20 protein-coding genes and 2 tRNA genes are annotated in these 23,571 nt (G+C 63.1%); 12 read left to right on the forward strand and 10 right to left on the reverse strand.

Features of this window, described 5'->3' with window-relative positions:
- Positions 1-6: 6 nt before the first annotated feature.
- The 3 genes from AB7C87_RS01180 (at position 7) to AB7C87_RS01190 (ending at position 3,717) form a co-directional block, all read left to right on the forward strand.
- Positions 7-2,103: an acetate--CoA ligase family protein gene (locus tag AB7C87_RS01180; RefSeq protein ID WP_369727573.1), complete on the forward strand. Its 2,097-nt coding sequence runs from the start codon at positions 7-9 to the stop codon at positions 2,101-2,103.
- Positions 2,100-3,239, forward strand: coding sequence for a phosphotransacetylase family protein (locus AB7C87_RS01185; RefSeq protein ID WP_369727574.1), 1,140 nt, complete (start codon positions 2,100-2,102; stop codon positions 3,237-3,239). The genes AB7C87_RS01180 and AB7C87_RS01185 overlap by 4 nt, the downstream gene beginning before the upstream one ends.
- 184 nt (positions 3,240-3,423) lie before the next feature.
- On the forward strand, positions 3,424-3,717 hold the full coding sequence (locus AB7C87_RS01190) for a PRC-barrel domain-containing protein (protein WP_369727575.1): 294 nt from the start codon (positions 3,424-3,426) through the stop codon (positions 3,715-3,717).
- Here the strand turns inward: AB7C87_RS01190 and AB7C87_RS01195 are convergent.
- Positions 3,714-5,162 carry a DHH family phosphoesterase gene (locus AB7C87_RS01195; RefSeq protein ID WP_369727576.1) on the reverse strand — a complete coding sequence of 483 codons (1,449 nt, stop codon included), beginning with the start codon at positions 5,160-5,162 and terminating at the stop codon, positions 3,714-3,716. The two genes, AB7C87_RS01190 and AB7C87_RS01195, sit on opposite strands and share 4 nt — an antisense overlap.
- A 258-nt stretch (positions 5,163-5,420) precedes the next feature.
- On the opposite strand from AB7C87_RS01195, the gene AB7C87_RS01200 reads away from it, so the two are divergent.
- A tRNA-Lys gene (locus tag AB7C87_RS01200) sits at positions 5,421-5,494 on the forward strand.
- 769 nt (positions 5,495-6,263) lie between these two features.
- On the opposite strand, the gene AB7C87_RS01205 is transcribed toward AB7C87_RS01200, so the two are convergent.
- From AB7C87_RS01205 to AB7C87_RS01235, 7 genes are all read right to left on the reverse strand, one after another.
- Complete coding sequence (locus AB7C87_RS01205) at positions 6,264-6,770, reverse strand: toxin-antitoxin system TumE family protein (protein ID WP_369727577.1); 507 nt, start codon at positions 6,768-6,770, stop codon at positions 6,264-6,266.
- A complete protein-coding gene (locus tag AB7C87_RS01210) occupies positions 6,771-7,349 on the reverse strand; it encodes a DUF7342 family protein (protein WP_369727578.1) in 579 nt (192 codons plus the stop codon).
- A gap of 66 nt (positions 7,350-7,415) precedes the next feature.
- Positions 7,416-8,525 (reverse strand): tyrosine-type recombinase/integrase, encoded by a 1,110-nt coding sequence (locus AB7C87_RS01215; protein ID WP_369727579.1) that lies wholly within the window; start codon positions 8,523-8,525, stop codon positions 7,416-7,418.
- A gap of 154 nt (positions 8,526-8,679) precedes the next feature.
- Positions 8,680-8,750: transfer RNA gene (locus AB7C87_RS01220), tRNA-Gly, on the reverse strand.
- 94 nt (positions 8,751-8,844) lie between these two features.
- The gene (locus tag AB7C87_RS01225; RefSeq protein WP_369727580.1) at positions 8,845-9,519 is read right to left on the reverse strand and encodes a class I SAM-dependent methyltransferase; all 675 of its coding nucleotides are present in this window, start codon (positions 9,517-9,519) and stop codon (positions 8,845-8,847) included.
- Between the two features lie 89 nt (positions 9,520-9,608).
- Complete coding sequence (locus tag AB7C87_RS01230; protein WP_369727581.1) at positions 9,609-11,723, reverse strand: type II secretion system F family protein; 2,115 nt, start codon at positions 11,721-11,723, stop codon at positions 9,609-9,611.
- Between the two features lie 5 nt (positions 11,724-11,728).
- Positions 11,729-13,582 (reverse strand): type II/IV secretion system ATPase subunit, encoded by a 1,854-nt coding sequence (locus AB7C87_RS01235; protein WP_369727582.1) that lies wholly within the window; start codon positions 13,580-13,582, stop codon positions 11,729-11,731.
- A gap of 173 nt (positions 13,583-13,755) precedes the next feature.
- On the opposite strand from AB7C87_RS01235, the gene AB7C87_RS01240 reads away from it, so the two are divergent.
- From AB7C87_RS01240 to AB7C87_RS01260, 5 genes are all read left to right on the forward strand, one after another.
- On the forward strand, positions 13,756-14,226 hold the full coding sequence (locus tag AB7C87_RS01240) for a DUF5793 family protein (protein WP_369727583.1): 471 nt from the start codon (positions 13,756-13,758) through the stop codon (positions 14,224-14,226).
- A gap of 117 nt (positions 14,227-14,343) precedes the next feature.
- Entirely contained in the window at positions 14,344-15,501 is a 1,158-nt protein-coding gene (locus tag AB7C87_RS01245) for an ABC transporter ATP-binding protein (protein WP_369727584.1), read from the forward strand.
- A gap of 212 nt (positions 15,502-15,713) precedes the next feature.
- The gene (locus AB7C87_RS01250; RefSeq protein ID WP_369727585.1) at positions 15,714-16,364 is read left to right on the forward strand and encodes a DUF998 domain-containing protein; all 651 of its coding nucleotides are present in this window, start codon (positions 15,714-15,716) and stop codon (positions 16,362-16,364) included.
- A gap of 121 nt (positions 16,365-16,485) precedes the next feature.
- Positions 16,486-16,764: a UPF0058 family protein gene (locus AB7C87_RS01255; RefSeq protein WP_369727586.1), complete on the forward strand. Its 279-nt coding sequence runs from the start codon at positions 16,486-16,488 to the stop codon at positions 16,762-16,764.
- A 37-nt stretch (positions 16,765-16,801) separates the two neighbouring features.
- Positions 16,802-19,354 (forward strand): DUF7527 domain-containing protein, encoded by a 2,553-nt coding sequence (locus tag AB7C87_RS01260; RefSeq protein ID WP_369727587.1) that lies wholly within the window; start codon positions 16,802-16,804, stop codon positions 19,352-19,354.
- A gap of 7 nt (positions 19,355-19,361) precedes the next feature.
- Here AB7C87_RS01260 and AB7C87_RS01265 read toward each other — a convergent pair whose 3' ends face one another.
- Positions 19,362-19,667 (reverse strand): hypothetical protein, encoded by a 306-nt coding sequence (locus tag AB7C87_RS01265; protein ID WP_149079860.1) that lies wholly within the window; start codon positions 19,665-19,667, stop codon positions 19,362-19,364.
- Positions 19,668-20,014: 347 nt separating this feature from the next.
- Between AB7C87_RS01265 and AB7C87_RS01270 the strand changes: the two genes are divergently transcribed.
- The 3 genes from AB7C87_RS01270 (at position 20,015) to AB7C87_RS01280 (ending at position 22,344) form a co-directional block, all read left to right on the forward strand.
- Complete coding sequence (locus tag AB7C87_RS01270; RefSeq protein ID WP_369727588.1) at positions 20,015-21,385, forward strand: adenylosuccinate synthase; 1,371 nt, start codon at positions 20,015-20,017, stop codon at positions 21,383-21,385.
- Between the two features lie 166 nt (positions 21,386-21,551).
- Positions 21,552-21,752 (forward strand): methytransferase partner Trm112, encoded by a 201-nt coding sequence (locus tag AB7C87_RS01275; RefSeq protein ID WP_369727589.1) that lies wholly within the window; start codon positions 21,552-21,554, stop codon positions 21,750-21,752.
- Positions 21,753-21,765: 13 nt separating this feature from the next.
- Positions 21,766-22,344, forward strand: a complete 579-nt coding sequence (locus AB7C87_RS01280; RefSeq protein WP_369727590.1) for a DUF7524 family protein — start codon at positions 21,766-21,768, stop codon at positions 22,342-22,344.
- A 1-nt stretch (position 22,345) separates the two neighbouring features.
- Here the strand turns inward: AB7C87_RS01280 and AB7C87_RS01285 are convergent, their stop codons facing one another.
- Complete coding sequence (locus AB7C87_RS01285; RefSeq protein ID WP_369727591.1) at positions 22,346-23,569, reverse strand: DR2241 family protein; 1,224 nt, start codon at positions 23,567-23,569, stop codon at positions 22,346-22,348.
- Positions 23,570-23,571 lie beyond the last annotated feature (2 nt).

The raw sequence follows: 23,571 nt of genomic DNA on the forward strand, positions 1-23,571 counted from the left end.
CGAACGATGGGACGGTTATCCGAGTTATTCGAACCCGAGACCGTCGGCGTGATCGGCGCGACCGACCGCGAGGGTGCGGTTGGCCGAGCGATTACGGCGAACTTACGCGAGGAGTTCGCGGGCGAGGTCGTCCCGGTCAACCCCTCACGCGATGAGGTCCTCGGGCTCGAGTGTTATCCGGACGCGACGAGTGCGCCGCCGATCGATGTCGCCGTCGTCGTCGTTCCCCCACCGGCCGTCGTCGAAGCGATCCGCGAGGTCGCCGAAGCCGGGACGGAGAACGTCGTCGTCATTACGGCCGGCTTCTCCGAGACCGGCAGTGAGGGAGCAACGCGGGAACGCCAGTTACGCGAGGTTGCCGCCGAGTACGACCTGAACGTCGTCGGGCCGAACAGCCTGGGCGTGATGGCGACCGACGTCGGCATGAACGCGACGTTCGGCCCAGAAAGCGCCCGACGAGGATCGATCTCGTTTATGAGCCAGTCCGGAGCGTTCATCACCGCCGTCCTCGACTGGGCAAACGAGCAGGGAATCGGCTTCCAGGACGTCGTCTCACTCGGGAACAAGAGCGTCCTCGACGAGACGGATTTCGTCCGCGAGTGGGGCGAGGACCCCGACACCGACGTCGTCATCGGCTACCTCGAGGGGATCGACGACGGCGACGAGTTCGTCGAGGTCGCCCGCGAGGTGACCGACGAGACGCCGATCGTCCTCGTCAAGTCCGGCCGAACCGACGCCGGCGCACAGGCCGCATCCTCCCATACGGGCGCGATCGCCGGAAGCGAACGCGCCTACGAGGCAGGCCTCGAGCAGGCGGGCGTTATTCGCGCGAACTCCGTCCAAGAGCTGTTCGACTACGCCCGGGCGCTCTCCGGGCTCCCCCAGCCGGAATCGGACGGCGTCGCCGTCGTCACCAACGCCGGCGGTCCGGGCGTGTTGACGACCGACGCGGTCGGCGACTCGAGTCTCGGGATGGCCGACTTCACGGACGAGACGATCGATCAGCTCGCCGAGGCGATGCCCGAGGAGGCAAACGTCTACAACCCGATCGACGCCATCGGCGACGCGGACGTCGACCGCTTTGGCGAGGCCGTAGAGATCGCACTCTCCGATCCACACGTCGGGAGCGCGATCGTGGTCAGCGCGCCGACGGCGGTGCTCAAATACGACAAACTCGCCGAGACGGTCATCGAAAAGCGCGAAGAGTTCGACAAACCGGTCGTCACCTGTCTCATGGGTGGTGATCGCGCACGCGCCGCCGAAGAGGTGCTTCGCGAGTTTGGCATTCCGAACTACTTCGATCCGTCGCGGGCGGTCGCCGGACTCGACGCGCTCGCACGCTACCGCGACGTCCGCGAGCGATCGGTCGACGATCCCGAACGGTTCGACGTCGATCGCGAGCGCGCCCGCGAGATCGTCGAGCGAGCGAAAGAACGTGACGACAACCGCCTCGGTGTCGAGTCGATGGACCTCCTCGAGGCCTACGGCATTCCGATCCCGGACGGCGAGATCGTCGACGATCCCGACAGGGCGAGAGCGGTCGCCGGATCGATCGAGGGAGACGTCGTCATGAAGATCGTCAGTCCCGACATCTCCCACAAATCCGACATCGGGGGCGTCAGAGTCGGCGTCAGCGACGAGGACGTCTACGACGCCTACGAGGACGTCGTCGCCCGTGCGCGCAACTACCAGCCAGACGCGACGATCCTCGGCGTCCAGGTCCAGGAGATGCTCGACCTCGAGGCGTCGACCGAGACGATCGTCGGGATGAACCGCGACCCGCAGTTCGGCCCGCTGTTGCTGTTCGGACTCGGCGGGATCTTCGTCGAGATTCTCGAGGATACCTCGGTCCGCGTAGCTCCAATCGGTGAGGGCGAGGCGCGAGCGATGGTCGACGAGATCCGGGCCGCACCGCTGTTGCGGGGTGCACGCGGCCGCGAACCTGCGGACGTCGACGCTGTCGTCGAGACCGTCCAGCGTCTCTCCCAGCTGGTCACCGACTTCCCGGCGATCCTCGAACTCGACGTCAACCCACTCGTTGCCGGACCCGACGGCGTACAGGCGATCGACCTGCGACTCACCGTGGACACGGAGGAACTATGACAGACACCGACACCGATCCAACACCGACGGACGAGAGCGAACGCACCGATAGCCGCGACGACGTCGACTCAGAAACCGAGACGATTCTCGTCGCCTCGCTCGAGGAGAGCACCGGGAAGACGGCGATCACGCTGGCGCTTGCACGCCTCGCACAGGCCAACGGCGAGGACGTCGGCTACATGAAACCGAAGGGAACCCGCCTGCAAAGCAACGTCGGCAAGACGTTAGACGAGGATCCGATGCTCGCACGCGAACTGCTCGATCTCGAGGCGGAGATGCACGACTTAGAGCCCGTGGTCTACTCGCCGACGTTCGTCGAGCAGGCGATCCGCGGGCGCGAGGACCCGGCCGAACTCCACGAGCGCGTCCACGAGGCGTTCGAGAGCCTCGCCGATGGCAAAGACCGGATCTTCCTCGAGGGCGGGGGCCAGTACGACATCGGCGGGATCGTCGACCTGACGGACGTCGACCTCGCCGAGTTGCTCGACGCGCGCGTCCTGGTGGTCGCCCCGTACGAACGCCCGATGGACGTCGACGACGTCCTCGCCGCGGTGGACGCCTTCGGCGACCGACTCGCGGGTGTCGTCTTCAACGACGTCGCCGACGCGGCCTACGACGGCCTCGAGACGGACGTCGTTCCCTTCCTCGAGGGACGGGACGTTCCGGTACTCGGCGTCCTTCCCAGAGAACGGACGCTCTCGGGCGTGACGGTGGCAGATCTCGCCGACGAACTCGGCGCCTCGATGCTCGTCGAGGAGGGGTCCGACGGATACGTCGAGCGGTTTACTGTCGGTGCGATGGGCGCCGACAGCGCGCTCAGACACTTCCGGCGCACGAAAGACGTCGCCGTCATCACCGGCGGCGACAGGGCCGAGATCCACACGGCGGCGCTCGAGGCACCGGGGGTTCGCTGTCTCCTCTTGACCGGCGGCCACCGGCCGTCGGGGGCGATCGTCGGCCAGGCCGCCGAGAGGGGCGTCCCGATCCTGTCGGTGCAGACGGACACGTTGACGACCGTCGACCGCGCCGAAGACGTCGTCCGCAGTGGCCGCACGCGAGACGCACAGACGATCGACCGAATGGAGTCGCTGTTGGCCGACCACGCGACGGTCGATGGGATTCTCGGAACGGAGTAATCGCCGGAATCGAGCGATTGACACCGAGAAACGGTGACTCCGCCTCGAGCACTCGACCGTAATTGGGGGCCGGCCGTCACTCGGAGTCGCCCACCACTCTAAGGGGCTTCTTCCAACACAGTTTGACCCTAGTGACTGTCACGTCTGACCAACAATTAAGAGCCAGCCACGCATGGACCGATACATGGACGACACTCCACAGGAGATCACCTCCCTCGTCGGACGCGAGGTCTACTCGAACAGCGGCGTCTTCGTCGGCGAAGTCGAGGATCTACAGCTAAACTTAAACGGCGAGGCCGTCGTCGGGCTCGCACTCGGCGACCTGAATCCGGAACTGTTTTCCGAAGAAGCCCGGACAGAACAGGGCGTTATCGTCCCCTACCGCTGGGTCCGCGCGGTCGGTGACGTAATTCTGGTCAACGACGTCGTCGAACGCGTCCGCGACCCGGACGAGGAACGCGACGAAGTACTCGCTTAACTCCCGTTCGATCCTTCCGTTCCGTCGACGCCCATCGCGTCGAACAGGGTCCGCTTGACCGCCTCCTCGGTCAACTCGAGCAACGTGTCCCGGGTATCCTCCGAGATCTCGATCCCGGTGAAGATACCGAGCGGAATCTCCGCGCTGGCCTGCGTCGAGTGGCCGGCCGTCTCACCCATCTCGCCGTAGGCGTCGTCGAGCACTTTTCCGATGTTGATCCGGATGTCCTTCGAGCGGCCGGCGAGGAAGATGGTCTCGTCCGCGATGCCGAAGACGGCGGTGGTGGTGACGCCCTCCAGGTTCAGCAGGTGACTCGCCGCCTGCGTCAGCGCTTCGCGGTCGCGGACGAGCCCGGCGTTCGAGACGAGGTGACTCCCCTGGACGTCGCGGTTGGCGATCGCCTCCGCCAAGACGTCGAGCGTTTCGGGGGACATCGACGGTGACTCGACTTGCTCTAGGGTGTCGTGGTTCGCGAACGGATAGAGGTAGGCGGCGGCGGTGAGATCGGCGGGAGTCGTGTCGCGTTTGAAATCGAGCGTCTCCGCGCGGATCCCATAGAGCAATGCGGTCGCGACCTCCTCGGAGACGTTCATGTCGAACTCCTGGATGTACTTCGTGACGATCGTCGACGTCGAGGACATGTTCGGCCGAATGTCGACGAACTCGGGTTCGTACTCCGTGTCGGCCTCGTGGTGGTCGATGACCGCATCGATCGCGAGATCCATCTCGGTCGACGTGGCGTGGTCGACCAACGCGACGGTGTCGTAGATCGATCGATCCTCGAGTTCGTCCCACTGGAGCAGATCGATCCCGAGTAAGTTGACGAACGCTCGATTCTCCTGGTGGCCGACGTCGCCGAGATAGATGATGTCCGACTCGATTCCGAGGTGCGTCGCGATCGCTTGCAACGCCGCCGCGCTCGCGATCGAATCCGGATCCGGACTGTCCTGTGTGACGATCGCCAGCCTGTTCGAGGTCTCTTCCAGAAGCTGGGCTAACTTCCCGGTGTTGTACTCGAGTTCGCCCGACTCGAGTGCACGAAGTGCGGATTCGGCGATCACCGACGACGGGTTGATGACGATGTCGGCGCCGAGGTCGGAGAGTTCGTCACCCGAGACGGGATCGCTCGCTCGAGCGACGACGAACTGGTCGTCGTTCTCGTCGCGGATGTGCGAGACCGCCTGTTTGTTCGACTCGACGTCGGAAGCGAGGATCAACACGACGTCGCGATCGGCGACCAGATCGGCGGCCTCCGGTTCGCGAATGTCGGCGGTCCGCGCGTCCAGGTCTTGATCGCGAAGCGATTCGACGCGACTCTCGTCGCGGTCGACGATGAGCACGTCTTTTCCCTGCTCGACGAGCTCCTCGGCGACGGCGTACCCCACGCTTCCACAGCCGAGAATCGCGTAGTCAGAAATCGACGAAATCGTAACCCCCGTACTCATTAATCGTGTGGTCGGACCGACCACACTTAACGGTCCCGAAGATTGGTACGTCACGAAAATTCTGAACGTCAGTTTGAGAGGGTCTACTCGAAGCTGTTTCCGGGAGGGTCGTTTCGAGACGGCGATCCCACCGGTACACCGTTATAGCAGTCCGTCCGAGAGGACGGGACAGATCGCTCGAAGGAGCGCGTGTCGTGCGTTCCCACGCTGGAACCCAAGGGAAACGTATTTCACTGCCCGTCGAAAATTCGGAGGTGAGGGCCGGTAGCTCAGTTAGGCAGAGCGTCTGACTCTTAATCAGACGGTCGCGTGTTCAAATCGCGCCCGGCCCGTATTCTCGCCGCGAGCAACTCCGCGAGCGGCGAGTATCGGAACCGGCGCGATTTGAACGCAGGGAGGTTGCGCGCAGCGGAGCGAGCACATCCGACCGTGTGTTCAAATCGCGCCCGGCCCATCCCCATAACTCACTTGACCACTCTCGGCAGCAATGGGCGAACCGGGATTTGAACCACGTCCGAGAACCTGCTCACTCCGTTCGCAGAACCTCAGTCTGATTCAAATCCCTCGGACGATTGCTTCGGCTCACGAGTATGTTCGCCGAAGCAATGCGCGGACCGGGATTTGAACCCGGGCCATGAGCTTGGAAGGCTTCTGTCACAATTCGTGTGATTTCACCCATCAAACAGGGGTCAAATCGACGTCGAACGACACAGACTCAACGACCGTTTCGACGGTCACCCCGCCTCCGTGTTGTATTTTCCCTCGTCAGCGTTCCTGGTTTCCTCGACTCGTAATACTATCTAGGATATTATAAAGACCGGTGTCGTGAGCTTCGGGGCTTACATCCGTAACACGTACCATCCAGTCTACCGCTGTTTTCAGTCGATCACGATCTATCATCGCTACGGGAGATTTCAGTGATCGGTCCGAACGATTACCCGAATGTGAAGGCAGACTACGTGATCACTGATTCTGATTTCTCGACCGACGACCACTCGAGGACATGACACCTGATCCGGTTCGTGAGCGAATGCTGCGGTTCATCGGACGACGCGACATGGACCGTCACTGGGAGATATACGACGCGGTAGCCGACGAATCCTAAAACTTCGTATCAGGATCGTACCGAGCCCGGATGATCCTTGGAAGTCGCGTTCGCGTCACTTCCCACAGTAGTCCGATGGGAGTGTCTTCCAGAAAGTCGATGCCCTGGTACTGATAGTCGCTCTCCGGCGAGGCCCGCTGCTGAAAGTGGTCGAACGGGATGTCCGACTCCTCCGGATGCGGTTGTCGGTGCCAGCCACAATCGTAGCCCGTCGACTCGACGTAGTGGAATTTGAACTGGTCGTCGATTCTGGCCGGGTGCGTCCACCAGTTGATCTCGAGTCTGGCTTCGTCCGCGTCGACCAGCCCATCGATCAGGATCTGCGTATCGAAGTGAGCGACGAGTTTCCGATCTTTCTGGTCGCGTGTCGGTCTGACGACTACCGTCTCGGCCGCGGGATGGTGGTTCAGATTAACGCGTAACTGCTCGAAGATCCGACCACGACGACCGGAGAGGCCGATCGGGTCGGATCCGCCATCTGCCAGCAAAGCGCCGAGAGACATTTATACAGCAGAATCTACCGGCGGTTGGTAGTGCTCGCTGAATTTCTCGTATCGCTCGAGCGCTTCCTCTGCTATCGAGACCATATGCAAGTGCGAGTCCCACTCAGAGGCATTTCTGAAGTACTCCCGCGCCTCCGTCGAGGAGGTACCTTCGGCCGTCGCGAGTTTCCGTAGTTCATCCGCGCTCTCGACACCGTACGTTTCCCTGAGCTCCTCGATGTCTTCCTTTGCGGTGACCGCTATCGTCTCGATCTCGCTGCGAGTGTGTTCCTCGATCAACTGTGATACTTCTTTGAACCGCTGGTACGCGGCATCGGGGTAGTACGTCTTCGCACCACGCTGTTCGACTGCACTCAGGATATGCAGATCGACCAACCGCTCGAGGTGACTCCGTGCCGTCGTCGGTGATACCTCCGCTTGCTTCGCGATCCAGTCCGCCGTCCGCGGTTGCTCGATCGTCAACGCGACCGAAATCACGCGGTCGACTCCCGGCATCTCCTCCGTCCATTCGTCGGTGTGTTCTGCCTCGTCCCCGATCTCGATCGCTTCGGGTGGTGCCAGAGATTCGTCGTCAGCCATATCTTGACCGATTATTTGACCTCGAGAACAATAACCTTGTGCGTGCACTAATTATTTGAATGGAGATTACCCCATCTGCTCGAGAGCCGCCTTTCGTTCCTCGATCGGCGCTTGATCGTACCGCACCGTAGATTTGATCGATCGATGGCGCAACTGCGCTGCGGCCGCCTTCACCGTCAATTCGTTCGCCATGTACGTCCCGATGCTGTGACGCATCGAGTACCACGTCAAGTCGCGATCCGTCACTGTGATTCCGGCTTCCGCACAGATCTCTCGAAATATTCGGTTCAATGATCCAGTCGAGTACGGGTTTTCGAACCTGGTGAGCCAGAGTTGCTCCGTGCCCTCGTATTTCTCTCGATATCCGCGCTCTTCGAGCCACCGTTCGACTGCCATCACCGTTCGATCCGACAAGCTACACCGCCAGTGCTCCGTGTTCTTCGCCGAGTCTTCCTTTGGAATCCGTACTACGCTGTTTGCCGCGTCTATCCACGATGTCGTCGCTCGCCGCACTTCGATCGGACGCAGCCCGACGTCCAGCGTCGTCCACAGTAGCGACGGTATCTTCCAGCTGTTTGCGGCTTCCCATTCGTCTACTGTTATATCGTCCTTCGGCTTTCCCAATCGCTGTGCGAGATACCGCCACCAGTGCTCACGCTCATCCGGTGTAACGGTGTTGTAATCGGGAATCCCACGATATTCGAGCGCGGCTTCCCGGACGCGCTCCCGTTCGTCACGCGTGAGGAAATCGCGCGGACCGTGGAGCGATCGCGATGCAAACGATAGTTTCGGTTCCCATTCGACCGCGCTATCGAACTCGTGTCGCTTCCACTTGAACAACGTCTGTACCGATTTCTGACAGCAGTGTTTGTAGCTCTGGGAGTAATCCGTCTCCGCCAACTCTTGCATCCAGGCGTCCGCGTGTGTGGGCGTGATCTTCTCTGTGTATCGATTCTCTGCCTTCCACGTTTTTCGGTAAAGCGTATCGAGGCGGTACGCCCGTTGACGAGTCGTCGAAAGGGCGTAGCCGGTCGATCGCTTCGGATCCTTTCCCTCCGATAGCATCCAATCGACGAGCTTGCGTCGATGGTCTCGGTAGGAAACGCGCTGTCGAGGGTTGAGATGTTTCGCTGACGGTTCGGGTACGAGGACGATGTTCTCGGTTTCTTCACTCATTGGTTGATGGACCGTGTACTATCTACGTGAGGAAACCCGGAAACCACGAGCTACGTCTCGTCCAGTTTTGCGTGAACCCTGTTCGTGGGTCGCTGTCTTACTGCACTGAGATGGTGTTCGCTCGAACCGGCGTTACTGATGCGGAGAACGGGGATGCGCGGACCGGGATTTGAACCCGGGCCATGAGCTTGGAAGGCTCAGGTCCTACCACTAGACCATCCGCGCTCGGTCTTCGATTTCGGCTCCACGTTTAAGGCTCTTCCTCTTCGGAACGAGCGTGGGTCCACTCGAGTCGGGCGGTTTTCATCGCTGGCTCGAGTCACCCGCTCGAGCCGGCGACCGTCGCATAGCAGTTGCCACTCGAGAGCTCCCACTCGAGAAGCTCGAGGTCGCTGTCGGTCACGTCGGCTTCGAACTCTTCGGGTGCGTAAATGTGGTAGAAACGGTCGACGGTGGTGTTCCCGGGGAGCGTCCACTCGACGGTCGTATCGAATCCCTCGGTCTCGTCGAATCGGTCGTGGGCCGTCGACCACGCGCTGACGAGCGCCCGACCGCCGGGAGCGAGTACGCGTGCGAGTTCGTCGAGACTCGCCACGCGCGTTTCGCGAGTCGGAAGGTGATGAAGTGTCGCGACGTAGACGCCGACCGACACGCTGTTGGCGGCCAGCGGGAGCGCCGCCGCGTCGGCCTGACAGAGGTCGACGTGGAACCCGCGGTCGGTCGCGCGTTCTCGGCCGGTCTCGAGCAGTCCGCGGCTGACGTCGACCCCGAGAACCGACTCGACACCCGCGCCGGCGAGTAACTCCGCGTGTCGACAGTTGCCACAGCCGAGGTCGAGACCGGCGCCATCGGCGGAGGAACGGACGTGGTCGTCGACGAACGACTCGACCTCCGGCCAGGCGTATTCGCGCGTGGACGCGAAGTGGGTCGCGATCCGGTCGTAGGTGTCGCGGACGTCGGCTCGTCGCGCTCGCTTGCCGTCGTCGTCGGCCATCGTCGGTGATCGGCGGCCGACTCGCAAAAAGCGTTCGACTGCGGGCGAGCCACCGTCCGGGACGAAAACGGCGGCGGACTCCGAGTCGTTCACACCACGAGCGCGAACAGTGCGAGCGCGAGCGCGGTCATGATCGCGGCGTGTTTCGCTCCCGCCTTGACGTCGCCGGTGCTCAACTGTCCCGCGATCAGCCCGGAGAGCATCCCTTGGACGAGCGCCGCGTGGTAAAACAGCGTCCCGTAGGCGTCGGCCGCGTCCTCGGAGAGGCCGCTGAACGAGCCCGCCGCGCCGCCGCCTGCGACGTCGGCGCCCTCCGTCGGGAGGTTCGGCAACAGGTACGCTCCGAGTACGGCGATGATGAACAGGAAGACGAGAAACGAGACGTAGACGACGACCATGTACTCGACCATCGCCTGGGCGCGTTCGCGCTCGAGTCGCCGATCCGCCGCGGCCTGTCTGGCGGCGATTCGAAGCACCGTGGCGAGATCTCCGCTCGCGTTCATCGATTCGGTGAGCAGGGTGACGACGCGAGAGACCGAACGCGTCCGGACACGGCCCTCGAGACGGCCGAGCGCGGTCTCGAGGTCGGCGCCCCACTGCACGTCCGTCCAGACGTGCTCGAGTTCGGCGCCGAGTGGCCCGAGTTCGGACTCGCGGACGTGACCGATCGCCGAGACGATCGACATGCCGGCTTCGTTGACGCTGGCGAGGCGGTCGAGCAAATCGGGAATCGCCGCCTCGATCGCCCGGATCCGTTGCCGGTGAAGTTCGTAGGCGATCGCGAACGGGACGAGGACGACGAGCAAGCCGATCGCGATCGTGTCGTCGATCGCCCCGGGGTCGAATCCGTCGGCGGCCAACACAGACCAGAGGTGCCAGGCGACCGCACCGCCGGCGAGCGGAACGGTGATCGCGAGCGTTCGAATCGGGCGCTCGAGCAACGCACCGATCGGGTCGCCGAACCGTTCGTCGAGGGCTCGGAATCGACGGTAGTGGCCGAGTCGCTCGACGTTCGCTCGTACCCTCTCGCCACGGTCGGAACCGCCACGATCCGAGTCGAGTGGTGCGCCCACGACGCCGCCGTCGGCTTCCGCCCGGCGTCCGGAGCCCGCGAGTTCCGACCCGCCGTCTGCGGCGCCGTCCGGGGAATCCGCCCCGGGAACGATCGCGTCGGTGACGATGCTCAGATAGATAATGAACGCGAGGTTGCCAAGCGGCAGGATCAGGTAGATCAGTGCCCGTAGCGGATCGAGCGTATCGCCGACGGCGATGCCGATGACGACGAGTATCGTGATGAGAAACAGCGGACCCGCGACGAGTACCGTGACGTACGCCTCCGCCAGGGTACTGAGTGTCTCGAGCGTGCGTTTCTGTTGTGTTTCGGCTTCGTCCCGAAAGTCGTGATACTGGCGCTCGAGGAACTCGGAGAGGCTGTGGCCGCTTTGCATGACGCTGACGAGGTTCTCGGTGAACTCGCTGAACTGCGCGCTCGGCGACCGCCGCCCCATGGTTTGTAAGGCGGTGACGACATCGGTGCCGAACGTGTCCATGTGTCGGACGGCGACGTCGAACTCGGCGGCGGCTTCGCCGTAGGTCTCCTGATGACGAGCGACGATTCGGACGACGGTCGGAAACGACATGCCGCTTCTCGAGAGCGCGTAGATGAACGAGATCGTCGTCGGGAGCGCCGTCTCGATCCGCTGGGCGCGGGCGTCGGCGACGTAGCTCGGATACCACCAGCGAAGCCAGTACGTTCCGGTACCGGCGAGCGTGCCGAGCGTGAGACACGCGAGGACGAACAGGCCGAACAGTTCGACCGGCGACAGCGCCGGCAGACCGCCGAGGTTGGCGAGGAACCCGAGGGCGCCGGGTAGCGCCTCGCGCATCGTCTCGGGGTCGACCGCGAGCACGAGCAAGAGGAGCCAGATGGCGTAGATGCCGACGATCGAGCCGGAAACGGCGAGCACCGCCGCGTACAGCATCGTCTTCGAGCCGTACTCCCGGTAGGTCGTCGGGAACTGCGCCGCCCGGAGCGCCGACTGTCTCGACGGGTGCTCGCGTTTGAACTCGTCGACGTATCGACCGAACAGGCGGATCGCACTCCGGGTGAGCAGGCGATCGACTCGAGCGTGATATCGGGATAGGACGATCGGAAACAGACAGCAAACCGCAATCGCGAGCGGAACGAAGTTCGCGTACACCATGGCGATCAACGACGGTCGCTCCCGATCGGCGAACGGCCCTCGACTTCGCGTTTCGGTCGGTCTCTGTCCCCGTGTTCGGGCTGATCCTGATGCTCTTGTTCTGGCTGATTCTCGGACTCGTGTTCTGCCTTACCCGTGCGCTCCTCGAGTGCGACGTCGGGTTCCTCTTCGGTGCGGGCTCCGTCGGTCCTCTCGTCCGCTCGGGTTCGTTCGGCGGCTGATCCGCCGCCGTCGTCCGTATCGTCGACGGCCGGGGGATCGACGACGTCGATTCGCTCGAGTGCGCCCTCCCGGTCGGCGTAGTACTCGTTGACCAGGGCGGTAAACCGGCGATAGTCGGCGATGTCGTTCTCCTGGAGGTACTCGAGGAAGCGCTCGCGGTTTCGCAACTCCGCGAGCAGTTCGGTTCGGTTCCAGCCCCGTTCGTCGCGAATCTCCGCCAAGAGCTGGCTCCCCTTCGACTGGAAGGAGTCGGTTTCGCCGTCCCACGTGAAGGCGGTCGAGTAGTCGAGTTCGCCCGTCCGCTGGTCGATTCCCTCGATTTCCGCGAGCACCTTGTTTCGACGAACCCGCCCGTCATCGAGGCGAGTGAGCGTCTGGATCGAGAGTACGTCGAGGCTCTGGACCATCGGCCGCGGGACGTTGATTGGCTCGTTCTCTAAGCGATTGATCACCGTCTGGACGGAGTCGGCGTGCATCGTCGAGTAGGTTGTGTGGCCGGTGTTCATCGCCTGGAAGAGCGTGATCGCCTCCTCGCCGCGGACCTCGCCGACGACGATGTACTCCGGGCGATGACGGAGTGCGGATCGCAACAGGTCGTACATCGTCACGTGTTTGCCCTCGTGGGTACTGTCGCGCGTCACCGAGGAGAGCCAGTTGTCGTGATAGAGCTGGAGTTCGCGGGTGTCTTCGATCGTCAACACCTTCGATCGCGGCGGGATGAACATCGAGATGGCGTTCATGCTCGTCGTCTTGCCCGAGGCGGTCCCTCCGGCGAAGATCAGGCTCCGGTTGTGCTCGATGACGAGCCAGAGGTACGCCATCTGCTCGACGCTGAACGTGCCGTACTCGATAAGGTCGATCGGGGTAAACGGCTCGTCTGCGTACTTGCGGACGGTAAAGGCCGACCCTCGTGGCGTGACCTCCTCGCCGAGTGCGAGTTCGGCTCGCGAGCCGTCCGGCAGGGTCGTCTCGACCATCGGATCTCCGATCGAGATGTGTCGGCCGGAGTGTTGAGCGAGGCGGACGACGAACCGATCGAGTGCGGCCTTCTCGAAGGAGACGTTCGTCTCGACGTCCGTGTACTCGTCGTGGTAGACGAAGATCGGGAGACCGTAGCCGTCACACGAGACGTCCTCGACGTGGTGGTCGTGCATGATCGGATCGAGTCGGCCGTACCCACGGAAATCTCGGTAGAGATAGTAGAACAATCGATAAAGCGACCGGGTATCTAGTTCGGCACCGTAGCGCTCGAGGTACTCACAGATCGTCTCGGCCAGCACCCCCTCCACGTCCTCGCGGTCGTCCTCCCGGTAGAGGAGCGGATCCTGGACGTCCTCGAACAGCGTCTCGAGCAACGCTCGCTCGTCGGCTCGTAACGTCGGCTCGATCACGTCGTAGCGGTGATGGTTCGTCTCGGGGTCGTAGCCGATGACGACGAACGAAAACGGCGCGTTGACCCAGTAGCGTTCGACCTCGGTGACGCCGTCGATGCCGTCGAACTCGACGATTGGACCGTGGATCGACGGCTCGTACTCGACGAACTCGACTCGCGACCCGCGAAGCGTCTCGACGAGTCGCCGAACCGTTCGGCGAACGGCCCCGACCGTCGACGCTGAGTCCGCAGTTCGTTCGGACATCGATCTCTCGAGGAACCCGCTCGGTTCTGCCCGATATCGGAACGGACGACTCTTAAATCGGATGGCCGTTTCGGAATCGTCTGCCGGCGTCACGGCTCTCTCCGAATAAGTCAGATATTCGACTTTCCGTGCGTTACGTTCATACGGTGGGAGCGCTAACCGGCGGGTACGGAATGAGGCGCGAGCATTTCACGTTAACTGTCAGCAATATCGACTGGGTCGAAACCGGCGGTGAACCGAGTAAACCCTCGGTATCGATCGACTTTACCGGCCCGGCGACGATGCTTCGTGAGCGCCTTACCGGTCCCGACGGCGACGCACTCGAGGCGACCGAAACCGACGTTGCCCTCCGACTTCAAGAGCCCTTGGAGTCGGACGCGTCGGGCGTCGTGAGCGTTACGAACCGGATCACCGGGGAATTCATCCTCGAACTCAACGAGGAAGCCGGCGACGTCCTGCGATTCATCCGGGCCGCACGCGGCTACGGCGAGGACGCCTCGGAGGACGACGGACGGTACGACGTCGAGATTACTCTCGAGGGCGAACACTTCGTCACCTACGACAAGCGAACGTTTCTGGTGTACGACGACGAAGGGAATCTCCTTCGCCAACACAGTCTGATTCCATCGGGCGTGGAGTTGTAACTCCGGAATCCGTGGGTCGAGCTGTCGTTCCTACCCCTCGGGAACGGACCGGCAATTATAAGTGTTTTAGGCACTCCTAAATCGAATGTACGCCGGCCGACGCCGGGGGGCTCGACAATGGCGAACGGAGACTTACTCACGACGACTGACGAACCAACCCGAGAACCCGATTCGACGTTCGACGACGTCGTTCTCGAACTCGAGAACGTCGCGAAACGCTTTGGAACCGAGGACGTCATCTCGAGTCTCTCGCTGTCGGTTCGTGATGGCGAAATTCTGACGCTCCTTGGTCCGTCCGGCTGTGGAAAGACCACGACGCTCCGGCTGATCGCCGGCCTCGAGCGCCCGAGCGGGGGTCGAATCCGGGTGGACGACAGCGCCGTCGCGGGTGATGGACGGTTCGTCCCACCCGAAGAACGCGGAGTCGGGGTCGTCTTCCAGGAGTTCGCCCTCTTTCCCCACCTCACGGCACGCGAGAACGTCGCGTTCGGCCTCCAGGAGTGGTCCGACGACCAACGCGACGCACGCGTCGAGGAACTGCTCGAGTTGGTCGGCCTCGAGAGCCACGGCGAACATTACCCAGAAGAGCTCTCGGGTGGTCAACAACAGCGGATCGCCCTCGCCAGATCGCTCGCCCCCGAACCGGAGATGCTGTTGCTCGACGAGCCGTTTTCCAACCTCGACGTCGACCTCCGCGTCGAGATGCGCGAGGAGGTTCGTCGGATCATCAAGGAGGCGGACGTCACGGCGATCTCGGTCACGCACGATCAGGAGGAAGCGCTGTCGATCTCCGACCGCGTCGCCGTGATGCACGATGGAAACATCGAACAGATCGACACACCCGAGCGCGTCTTTCAGGACCCCAAATCGCGGTTCGTCGCCGGCTTCCTCGGTCACGCCAGCTTCCTCTCTGGCTCGGTCCACGGCGACCACGTCGACACCGCCCTCGGCCGCGTGCTCCGTGACGACGTCAACGGTCTGGCCCACCAGTACGACGGGACGGACATCGACCTACTCGTCCGACCGGACGACGTCACCGCTTACCCGGCGAACGGACAGAAGGCCAACGGACGCGTAGTCTACCGCCGGTACCTCGGCCCGACCGTCCTCTATCGGGTCGAACTCGACTCCGGGGAGACAATGGAGTGTATGCACAATCACTCAGACCGGATCGACCTCGACGAGCGCGTCGCCGTTCGCGTCACGGCGGACCACGAACTCGCCTGGTTTCCCGGTGGCCAACGCGACGGTGACGTCCGGGTCGCCGCCGACTGATGCGGTTTCCTGTCAGTCAGTTCCGGCGCAACCGCCGCCCGGGTCGCGATTGCAACGGTGGACTCGCTGCACTCCTCCACCGAGACTCGTCTCACACGGTTCGACTCACCGCCGGGACATCGGCACAGGAATCCGTATGAAACGGACTACTGTAGTCGATTACGCCGCCGGTAAACAGTCAGCTTGATGTACGGTTCGGCCGACCTCGCGCTATGGACCGACGGGACTGGAGGGGTTTCGCCGGCGTCTGTGGCTTTGTCGCACCCGTCAGCGTGTTGGGTGCAATCTTCCTCGCGACGGTACTCGCGTCCCCGGAGACGTTTACCTGGCGCGGGCGGGCGCTTTCGCACATGGGCCACTACGAGACGAGAACGTTCTGGCTGTTCAACGGGGGACTGATCGTCGGTGGAGTCATCGGATTACCGTTCACCTGGCGGCTCTGGATCGACGGACAGGACGTGTTCGAACGCCTCGGTATCGTCGTGCTCGTCGTCTCGCTCGTCGGGATGATCGGCGTCGGCATCTTCTTTCTCGGTCACCCCGCCTACTATCTCTCCGTCGGGTTACACAACCACGCCGCGGTGACATACTTCGTCGCCGCGCCGTTTGCCCAGTGGATCTACGGAACCGGGTCGATTCGTACCGGACGGATCACCCTCGGCCTCGCGTCGATCTGGCTCGGCATTGTCCATTCGTTAGCCTGGGTCAGCTGGCTTCTGTACCGCTCCGTCGCACCGGATCCGATGGCTTGGTTCGCCGTCCCCGAGTTTCTCGCGGCGCTTTCGTTCGGCATCTGGATCGTCGTCCTCGCCACAGACGTTCGACGGCGCGAGAGACGTTCGACAGCGCGAGGGCAGTCGTGATCGACACAGCTGATGCGGATTACAGACCGAGATATCGAACGGCGACGCGGATCGATCGTCGGCCTGTAATGAGAGAGGGGTGCACACAATCCTTAAGCCGAGACCGTTCGTACTCGCGTCCATGCACAAAGACGAACTTCTCGAGTTACACGAGGAACTCGTCATCATCATGGAGTACTTCGCAGACCGCGAGGAGGTCGACGAGGAACTCTTCGAACCGTATCGGCAACTGGACGTCGACCCCTCACACGTCCACAAGTCCAAAAGCGAGCACAAACACGCCGTGTTCGTACTCGGCAACGCGCTCGCGTCGGCGATGAGCAAAGACGAGTTCTCGAGTGCGGGTCGGATCGGCAAGCGAATGAAAGAACTCGCCGAAGATGCGGAATCGAAAATCTAGGCGAAACGTATTTGTTGTGCTTCCCGCTTGTTAAACTATGCACTCGCGCACGAAAAAGCGCGTCGAGCAATGGGATTCTCGCCCGTTCAGCGGGGGTTACGATGGCCTTTCTGATCTCGCTGATAGCGGCTTCTCGGGAGCGGTTTCCGGAGCCGGAGCCTGGCTGTTCATGCTCAACGGTAGGATCGTCGGCGCTTTCGACGGCCGCGTCGACGACTTCGAGAACGCCTCCGGAACGATCTACCAGGCACCCCATCCCTCGCTCCCGTTGCTCTGTTCTATGGAAGAACACGGCGGCGAAACGCGTGCCAACTACTACACGAACGAAACGCCCCTCGAGGAGGTCGATTCGACGCTCAAGGAGGGATCGTTCACGGGCTACATCGAACTGAGCGAGAACGTCCTGAGCGGGGACTACTACGCCGTCTACTACGGCGGGCGACGGATGGCCGCCGCGTACATCGGAAACGCCGAGCGACTCATTACCGGCGACGAGGCGTTCGACCGGGCGAGCGACGAGGTCGGCATCTACGAGGTCATCAACGTCGACCTCGAGGTCACCGACGTTCCCGAAACGGACCGCGGAGGAGCGACCTCGGCGGACGCGGGTTCGGATACCTCGTCTTCGGCCGGCGGTGATTCCTCGCTCAACTCCCTGTCGGCCGGCTCGGGCGAGGGCTCCGAAACGGAGGACGATTCGGGATCGGCGATCGATCCGATCGACGTCTCCGGCAGTAGTCCATCCGAGACGGCGAGCGGTTCGTCCGATTCGACCCGTCGCTCCGGAATCGAGGGAATCACCGCTGACGACGGAACGCTGGCGATCGAATCCGAACCCGAGGAACCGGCCGGAATCACCGACGATTCGACTACCGACGACTCGACCACCGATTCGGTGTCGACCGGCGATTCGAGCCCGGAACCCGCGGTCGACCCGTCGGAGAGAGCAGACCCCACACAGTCACACGACCTCGAGTCCGCCCCATCCGCCGGCGAATCCGCGGACGAGACGACGAGCGAAGCCGGTGCCCGCTCGAGCACCGCGTCCGACGGGGTCGACGACGCCGACGACGCTGACGGCGAGTCCGCACTCGACCCCGACGAAGTCGAGGCCGCCGCAGAGGAGTTGGATCGAAACGACATCTCCTGGACCGAAGACGACGTCGACGACGGATCGGCGGACGAGCCGGTGACGATTCGTGACGACGATCCGAGCTCGCCTGCGAAACCGGACAACGACCCGCGTCCTCCCGGGAAATCGGACACCGATCGACCGACCGATCAGGAACCTGCCGAGGAGGGCCTCGAGGAACGCTTCGAGGAAGAACAGCAGTGGCGGTCGACACGACGGATCCCGTCGATCGATCCGGACAACACCGAGGCGGAGGGTTCGAGCGCGGAATCGCCACCGCAGTCCGGACGTTCCGCCTCGAGTGGCGGCCGGGTCGCGGGCGGTCGAGAGTCGAGGGACCCCTCGACTCGGCGATCGAACTCGCGGTCGACCCAGTCGTCGAACGCCGCCTCGAGTTCGAGTAAATCGAGTGTGTCGCGGTCCCAAACCGCGGCGGAATCGTCCTCGACTGCCTCCCAAACGAAGGCGTCCAACTCTTCGAACTCCGCGGGCCAGGCGAGATCGAATCGAGCGACCGCCAAACTCAAAGACCGTCTGGAGGCGCTGGAAGAACGTCGTGACAAACTCGAGGCGAAGATGACCACACTCGAGTCCGAACGCGACGAGCTTCGGTCCGAGAACGAGGAGCTCTCGAAGACCGTCGAACGACTTCGGTCGCGCATCGGCGAACTCGAGGCGGCGCTCGAAACGGCCAGAGAGCAAGAGGATTCCACGGACGCCCCGACCGCGTCGACACAGTTGTCCCCGGGCGAGGCTCTCTCACGGACGAACCTCTTCGTTCGGTACGGTTCGAAGAGCAATCCGACCCTCGAGACGGCCCACGGCGACGGTGCGAACCGCGAGGAGGTAACCTCGAACCTGCGGATCGAACACCACACGGAGTTCGACGCCGCCGACACCGCCGTCGACGGCCAGCCCTACGAGGAGTTTCTCACGTCCACGATGGAGTATCAGTTCGTCGACTGGCTCACCCACGTCCTCCTCTACGAGATCCGCGATACGGGCCACGCGAACGGGCTAACGGACCTCTACGATGCCCTCCCGCGGATCGACCGGGCGGAACTGGACGCGACGATCTCGCTCGAGGACGACGATACGGAGAACGTCCCCGACGAACTCACGTTCGACGTCGTCGCGTTCGACAAGATGGGGAACCCGCTGGTCCTCGTGAGTCTGAACGACTCGCGGGAGCCGGCGACACGGGAGATGCTCGTCCAGATGGAAGAGGCCGCATCGGCTGTCAAAGCCAACTATCCGGATCTCGCCGCGGCGATAGCCGTCACCTCGAGTTACTTCGACCCCGGGGCGCTCGAGGTGACCGAGCAGGCGACGTCCAGCGGGTTCCTCAGTCGTGGCTCGAAACAGAGTTACGTGAACCTCTCGCGAAAACAGGGGTATCACCTGTGTTTGGTGGAATCTCGATCCGAGGGATTCCACATGAACGTTCCCGAACTCTGAGAGAAGATTAACTTTCGATCTCGGCGACGTCTTCGATTTTCATCCCGTCGAGCTTGTCGACGATGTCGTCGAGTTTCTCGTCGAGTTCGTCGACGAACTCGGCGGTGCGCTCGGTCTTGATCGCACCCTGGCTGGAGGGTTCGATCAGGTTCTCCTCTTCGAGGACGCGAAGCGAGTATCGGACTTTGTGATGTGGGTAGCCCGTCTCGTTCGACATCTTGACGATCCCGATCGGTTCGTTCTCGATAACCATCTTCAGGACCTGCAGATGTCGTTCCAACATATCCACTTCCTTCTCAAGTCGGTCTATCATGGCATTTGTTAACTTGTCTTTGGACCTTTTAAAAGTTACTCTCGCAGAGTGAAGGGTTAGCGCCCAACTCGAGGCTCTTTCGTGGCAGTAGTTAACACTTCCGTTCCTGGCGACCAGTTCGGGGAACGCGGTCGCCTCCGAGGAGTCTGGCCTACTGACGGCAGTGTCTGGCGACGAACCGTCGAACTGTCTGGCCCGCTAACAGCAATCTCCGACGGCGAGTCGCCAAACGAATCCGTTCAGCCTGGCCGTTTGCGCCGCGTTCGATTCACCCGGGCGACCGACTCGAGCGACGTCCCGCGGAGACCGTAATCTGTTTATCGACCCGGCAAGAACCGGTCGCTGTTATGACCGTCACAATCGTCGGGTCGCAACTCGGCGACGAAGGCAAGGGTGGCGTCGTCGATCTCTACGGCGACGCCGTCGACGTCGTCGCTCGCTATCAGGGTGGGGACAACGCAGGACATACCGTCGTCCACGACGGTGAGAAGTACAAACTCTCGCTGGTCCCCTCGGGGGCCGTCAGGGGAAAAGTCGGCGTGCTCGGTAACGGCTGCGTCGTCAACCCCGAGACGCTGTTCGACGAGATCGATACACTCCGAGACCGAGACCTCGAGCCCGACGTTCGGGTCGCCGAGCGGGCACACGTCATCCTCCCGTACCACCGCGCGCTCGACGGCATCGAGGAAGACGAGAAAGAAGACCTCGCCGCGGGCACGACAGGGCGAGGGATCGGGCCGACGTACGAGGACAAGGCCGGTCGCCGCGGCGTCCGCGTCGGCGATCTGCTCGATCCAGACGTGCTTCGGGAGCGACTCGAGTACGTCGTTCCCCAGAAGCGGGCGCTCGCCGAGGACGTCTTCGACAAGCGCACGGGCGAGGAGTTCGACGTCGAGCACCTCTATGAAACCTACCGCGAGTACGGCGAGCGCCTCGCCAACGAGGGGATGGTCGTCGACTGCGGAACCTTCCTCCAAGAGCGCATCGACGCCGGCGAGAACGTGATGCTCGAGGGCGCACAGGGGACGTCGATCGACATCGACCACGGGATCTATCCCTACGTCACGTCGTCGAATCCGACTGCCGGTGGCGCGAGCGTCGGAACCGGCCTCGGGCCGACCGTCGTCGGCCAGGGCGAGGTCATCGGCATCGTCAAAGCCTACCTCTCGCGCGTTGGAACCGGCCCGCTCCCGACGGAACTCGGCGGCGTCGAGGGACAGACGCCCGACTACGACCCCGAGGAGGGTTCGGACGACGAGGAAGAACAGCTTGCGACGTACATCCGCGACGAGGGTGGGGAGTACGGCACCGTCACCGGCCGCCCGCGTCGGGTCGGCTGGCTCGACATGCCGATGTTGCGCCACGCCGCCCGCGCGAACGGCTTTACGGGACTGGCGATCAACCACATCGACGTTCTCGCCGGCTTAGAGGAGGTAAACGTCGGCCACGCCTACGAGTTCGACGGCGAGGAGATCCTCACGATGCCGGCGACGACCGAGAAGTGGGGTCGGTGTGAGGCCACGTTCCGCTCGTTCGACGGCTGGCCGGCCGTCGACTGGGAGTCCGTCGCCGAAGATGGCTACGACGCCATCCCGGAGAACGCACGCACGTACCTCGAGTACGTCGCGGCCGAACTCGAGGCGCCAATCTACGCGGTTGGCGTCGGCCCCGGCCGTGAGGAGACCGTCGTCGTCGAGAACCCCTACAGTAACAACTAAACCGAGGTACACGCCGACTGCCGGCCCGCCTGGCGATCAGGTGTACAACGACGTGCAGTGGCGACGAGACGAGTAGCGAGGGGACGCGACGCCGAGACCCGAAGTGTCTCGCGCTCGCTCGTTTCGTTCCCGAAACCTTTTGCTTCATGCGGCCAGCCTACGTACTATGAAGGAGTCGTTACTGGAGATTCTCCGTTGTCCGCTCGATAAACACGAACTGGAACTCGAGGACGCCGAGTACGCCGACGACGGCGAGGACGTGATCTCCGGGACGCTCGTCTGTTCGGAGTGTGGCGAGCGGTACCCGATCGAGGATGGGATTCCGAACCTGTTGCCGCCAGACATGCGCGAGGAGACGCCGGCCTGAGGCGTGATCGACCGTGCGCGACACCGAGATTACCGTCCACGTCAACCGTGGAAATGCGAACACGCTCGAGGCGGATTTCGAGTCCCTCGAGACGCATCGGCGGATCTCGGTCGTCTTACGCGGTCACGAACGCCCCGCTCACGTTCACTGTCGACTCGCTGGTGACCTCGATCGGGCCGCGTCGATCGGTACGCCGAACTACTACATCGAACCGGACGACGTCACCGTCGTCCCGATCGCCGTCGATTCGGACCGCATCGACGAGCCGGTTGCCGGCGAGCTCGAAATCGTGACCGGTTACGGCTCCGAATCGCTCGGGATCGATCTGACGATCACCCCGAGTCCGCCCGACGTCGAGATCGACGACACGCTCACAAAGCCGAATCGTCCCCGGCCGGAGTCGACGGTCGCCACGCGGCTGACGGAGGCGATCGGTCTTCGGGCACCCTCGGGAGCGGTGCTCGCACTCGGTGCCCTCGCGCTGGTCATCGCCGCGACGACGGCGGCGACGATCGGCGGCCCCGTCGCGGTACTCGGCCTCGGGATCGTGGTGGGAGGCGTACTCGTTGCACTCTGGTTGCTTCTACAGTAGTTCACTCCGGGCGCTTTCGCGCCTCGAGGCCGTCGTCGTCGAACCGTTTCGCTCGAAGGTACCGCGCTCGGTACCGGTTCGCGCCGTCTCCCAGGTCGGCCTCCCGAATCTCCTCGATCCGTCCGTCCGCGACGGCGTCGATCAGCTCGCCGAGCTGGTTGAACTCGCTCGTCGTCAACTCGAGTTCGTACGTTCGTTCCGATTCGGACTCGAGGATCGCCCACTTGCGGGCGGCGGCGACGACGAGCGAACAGGGCTCTCGACAGGGGAACGAGCCGTCGCCGGCGGCGACGTCGAGGTCGTCGCCCTCGTCGTACCCCCACTCGCGACGACGGAGACACTGCGAGTCGACACAACACGCGTCGGCCATCCACTCGACGGCGTCGCGAGGGAGTTCGTCGACGACGTCGTAGATGCCGGTCTGGCGTTCGGCGGTTTCGAGCCAGTGGTCGACGTCGAGTTCGTCGAGTCGCTCGCGGTGCCAGTTCGCGATCGTCGCCGGGTAGAAGTAACCGACAGTTTCGACGAGTTCTGCCCCCGACAGCCCGGTGAACGCCCACCCCGACGGGAGCGTCGGTGCCGTCTTCAACGGACGATACCGACCGTCCGCGTCCGTCGTCGCGATTTCGCGGGCGTCTCGTGGATCGTCGTACACCTCGAGGTCCGCGACGTCGGTGTCGGCGTCCTCGACGTGCCAGAGGTCGTAGACGCGCTCGCCGTCGGGTTCGTCGACGTCGACGAACCGGGTGGTGATACACAGCTGACCCCACTCGCGGTCGATACCCTCGCGGAGCGCGTCGTAACGTTCCGGCACTGAGATCGTCGATGTCCTTCCCACCTGTTCCGACTCGTGGCTCGTCGCGGTCTCGAGCGTCGTTTTATTACCGGCGTCTCCCCCCTCGCCGTCTTCGAGGGAGGCTCGCTCACACCAGCGCAGAAACGCTCGGCGAGCCGTCCCCTCGCCACCGACGCGTTCTTGCCAGTAGTACCAGTTCGTGACGTACTCCTCGACCGCCTCGAGGACGTCCTGAAGCTCCGGTCGGCCGAGTTCCGATCGGTCGAATCCCGGCGTCTCGAGGGCGAAATGGACGCTATTACCGTCGGAAGACGACTCGAGTCGAAGCCCATCGAACGCGATTTCGACGTCAGAATCGGCCGCGGTAAGCAACGCGTCGATGGGATCTGTGCGTTCGGCGGCCTCCGTTCGATCGGATTCGTCGACCACGG

This window comes from Natrarchaeobius versutus (assembly GCF_041205745.1).
GTDB classification, from domain to species: domain Archaea; phylum Halobacteriota; class Halobacteria; order Halobacteriales; family Natrialbaceae; genus Natrarchaeobius; species Natrarchaeobius versutus.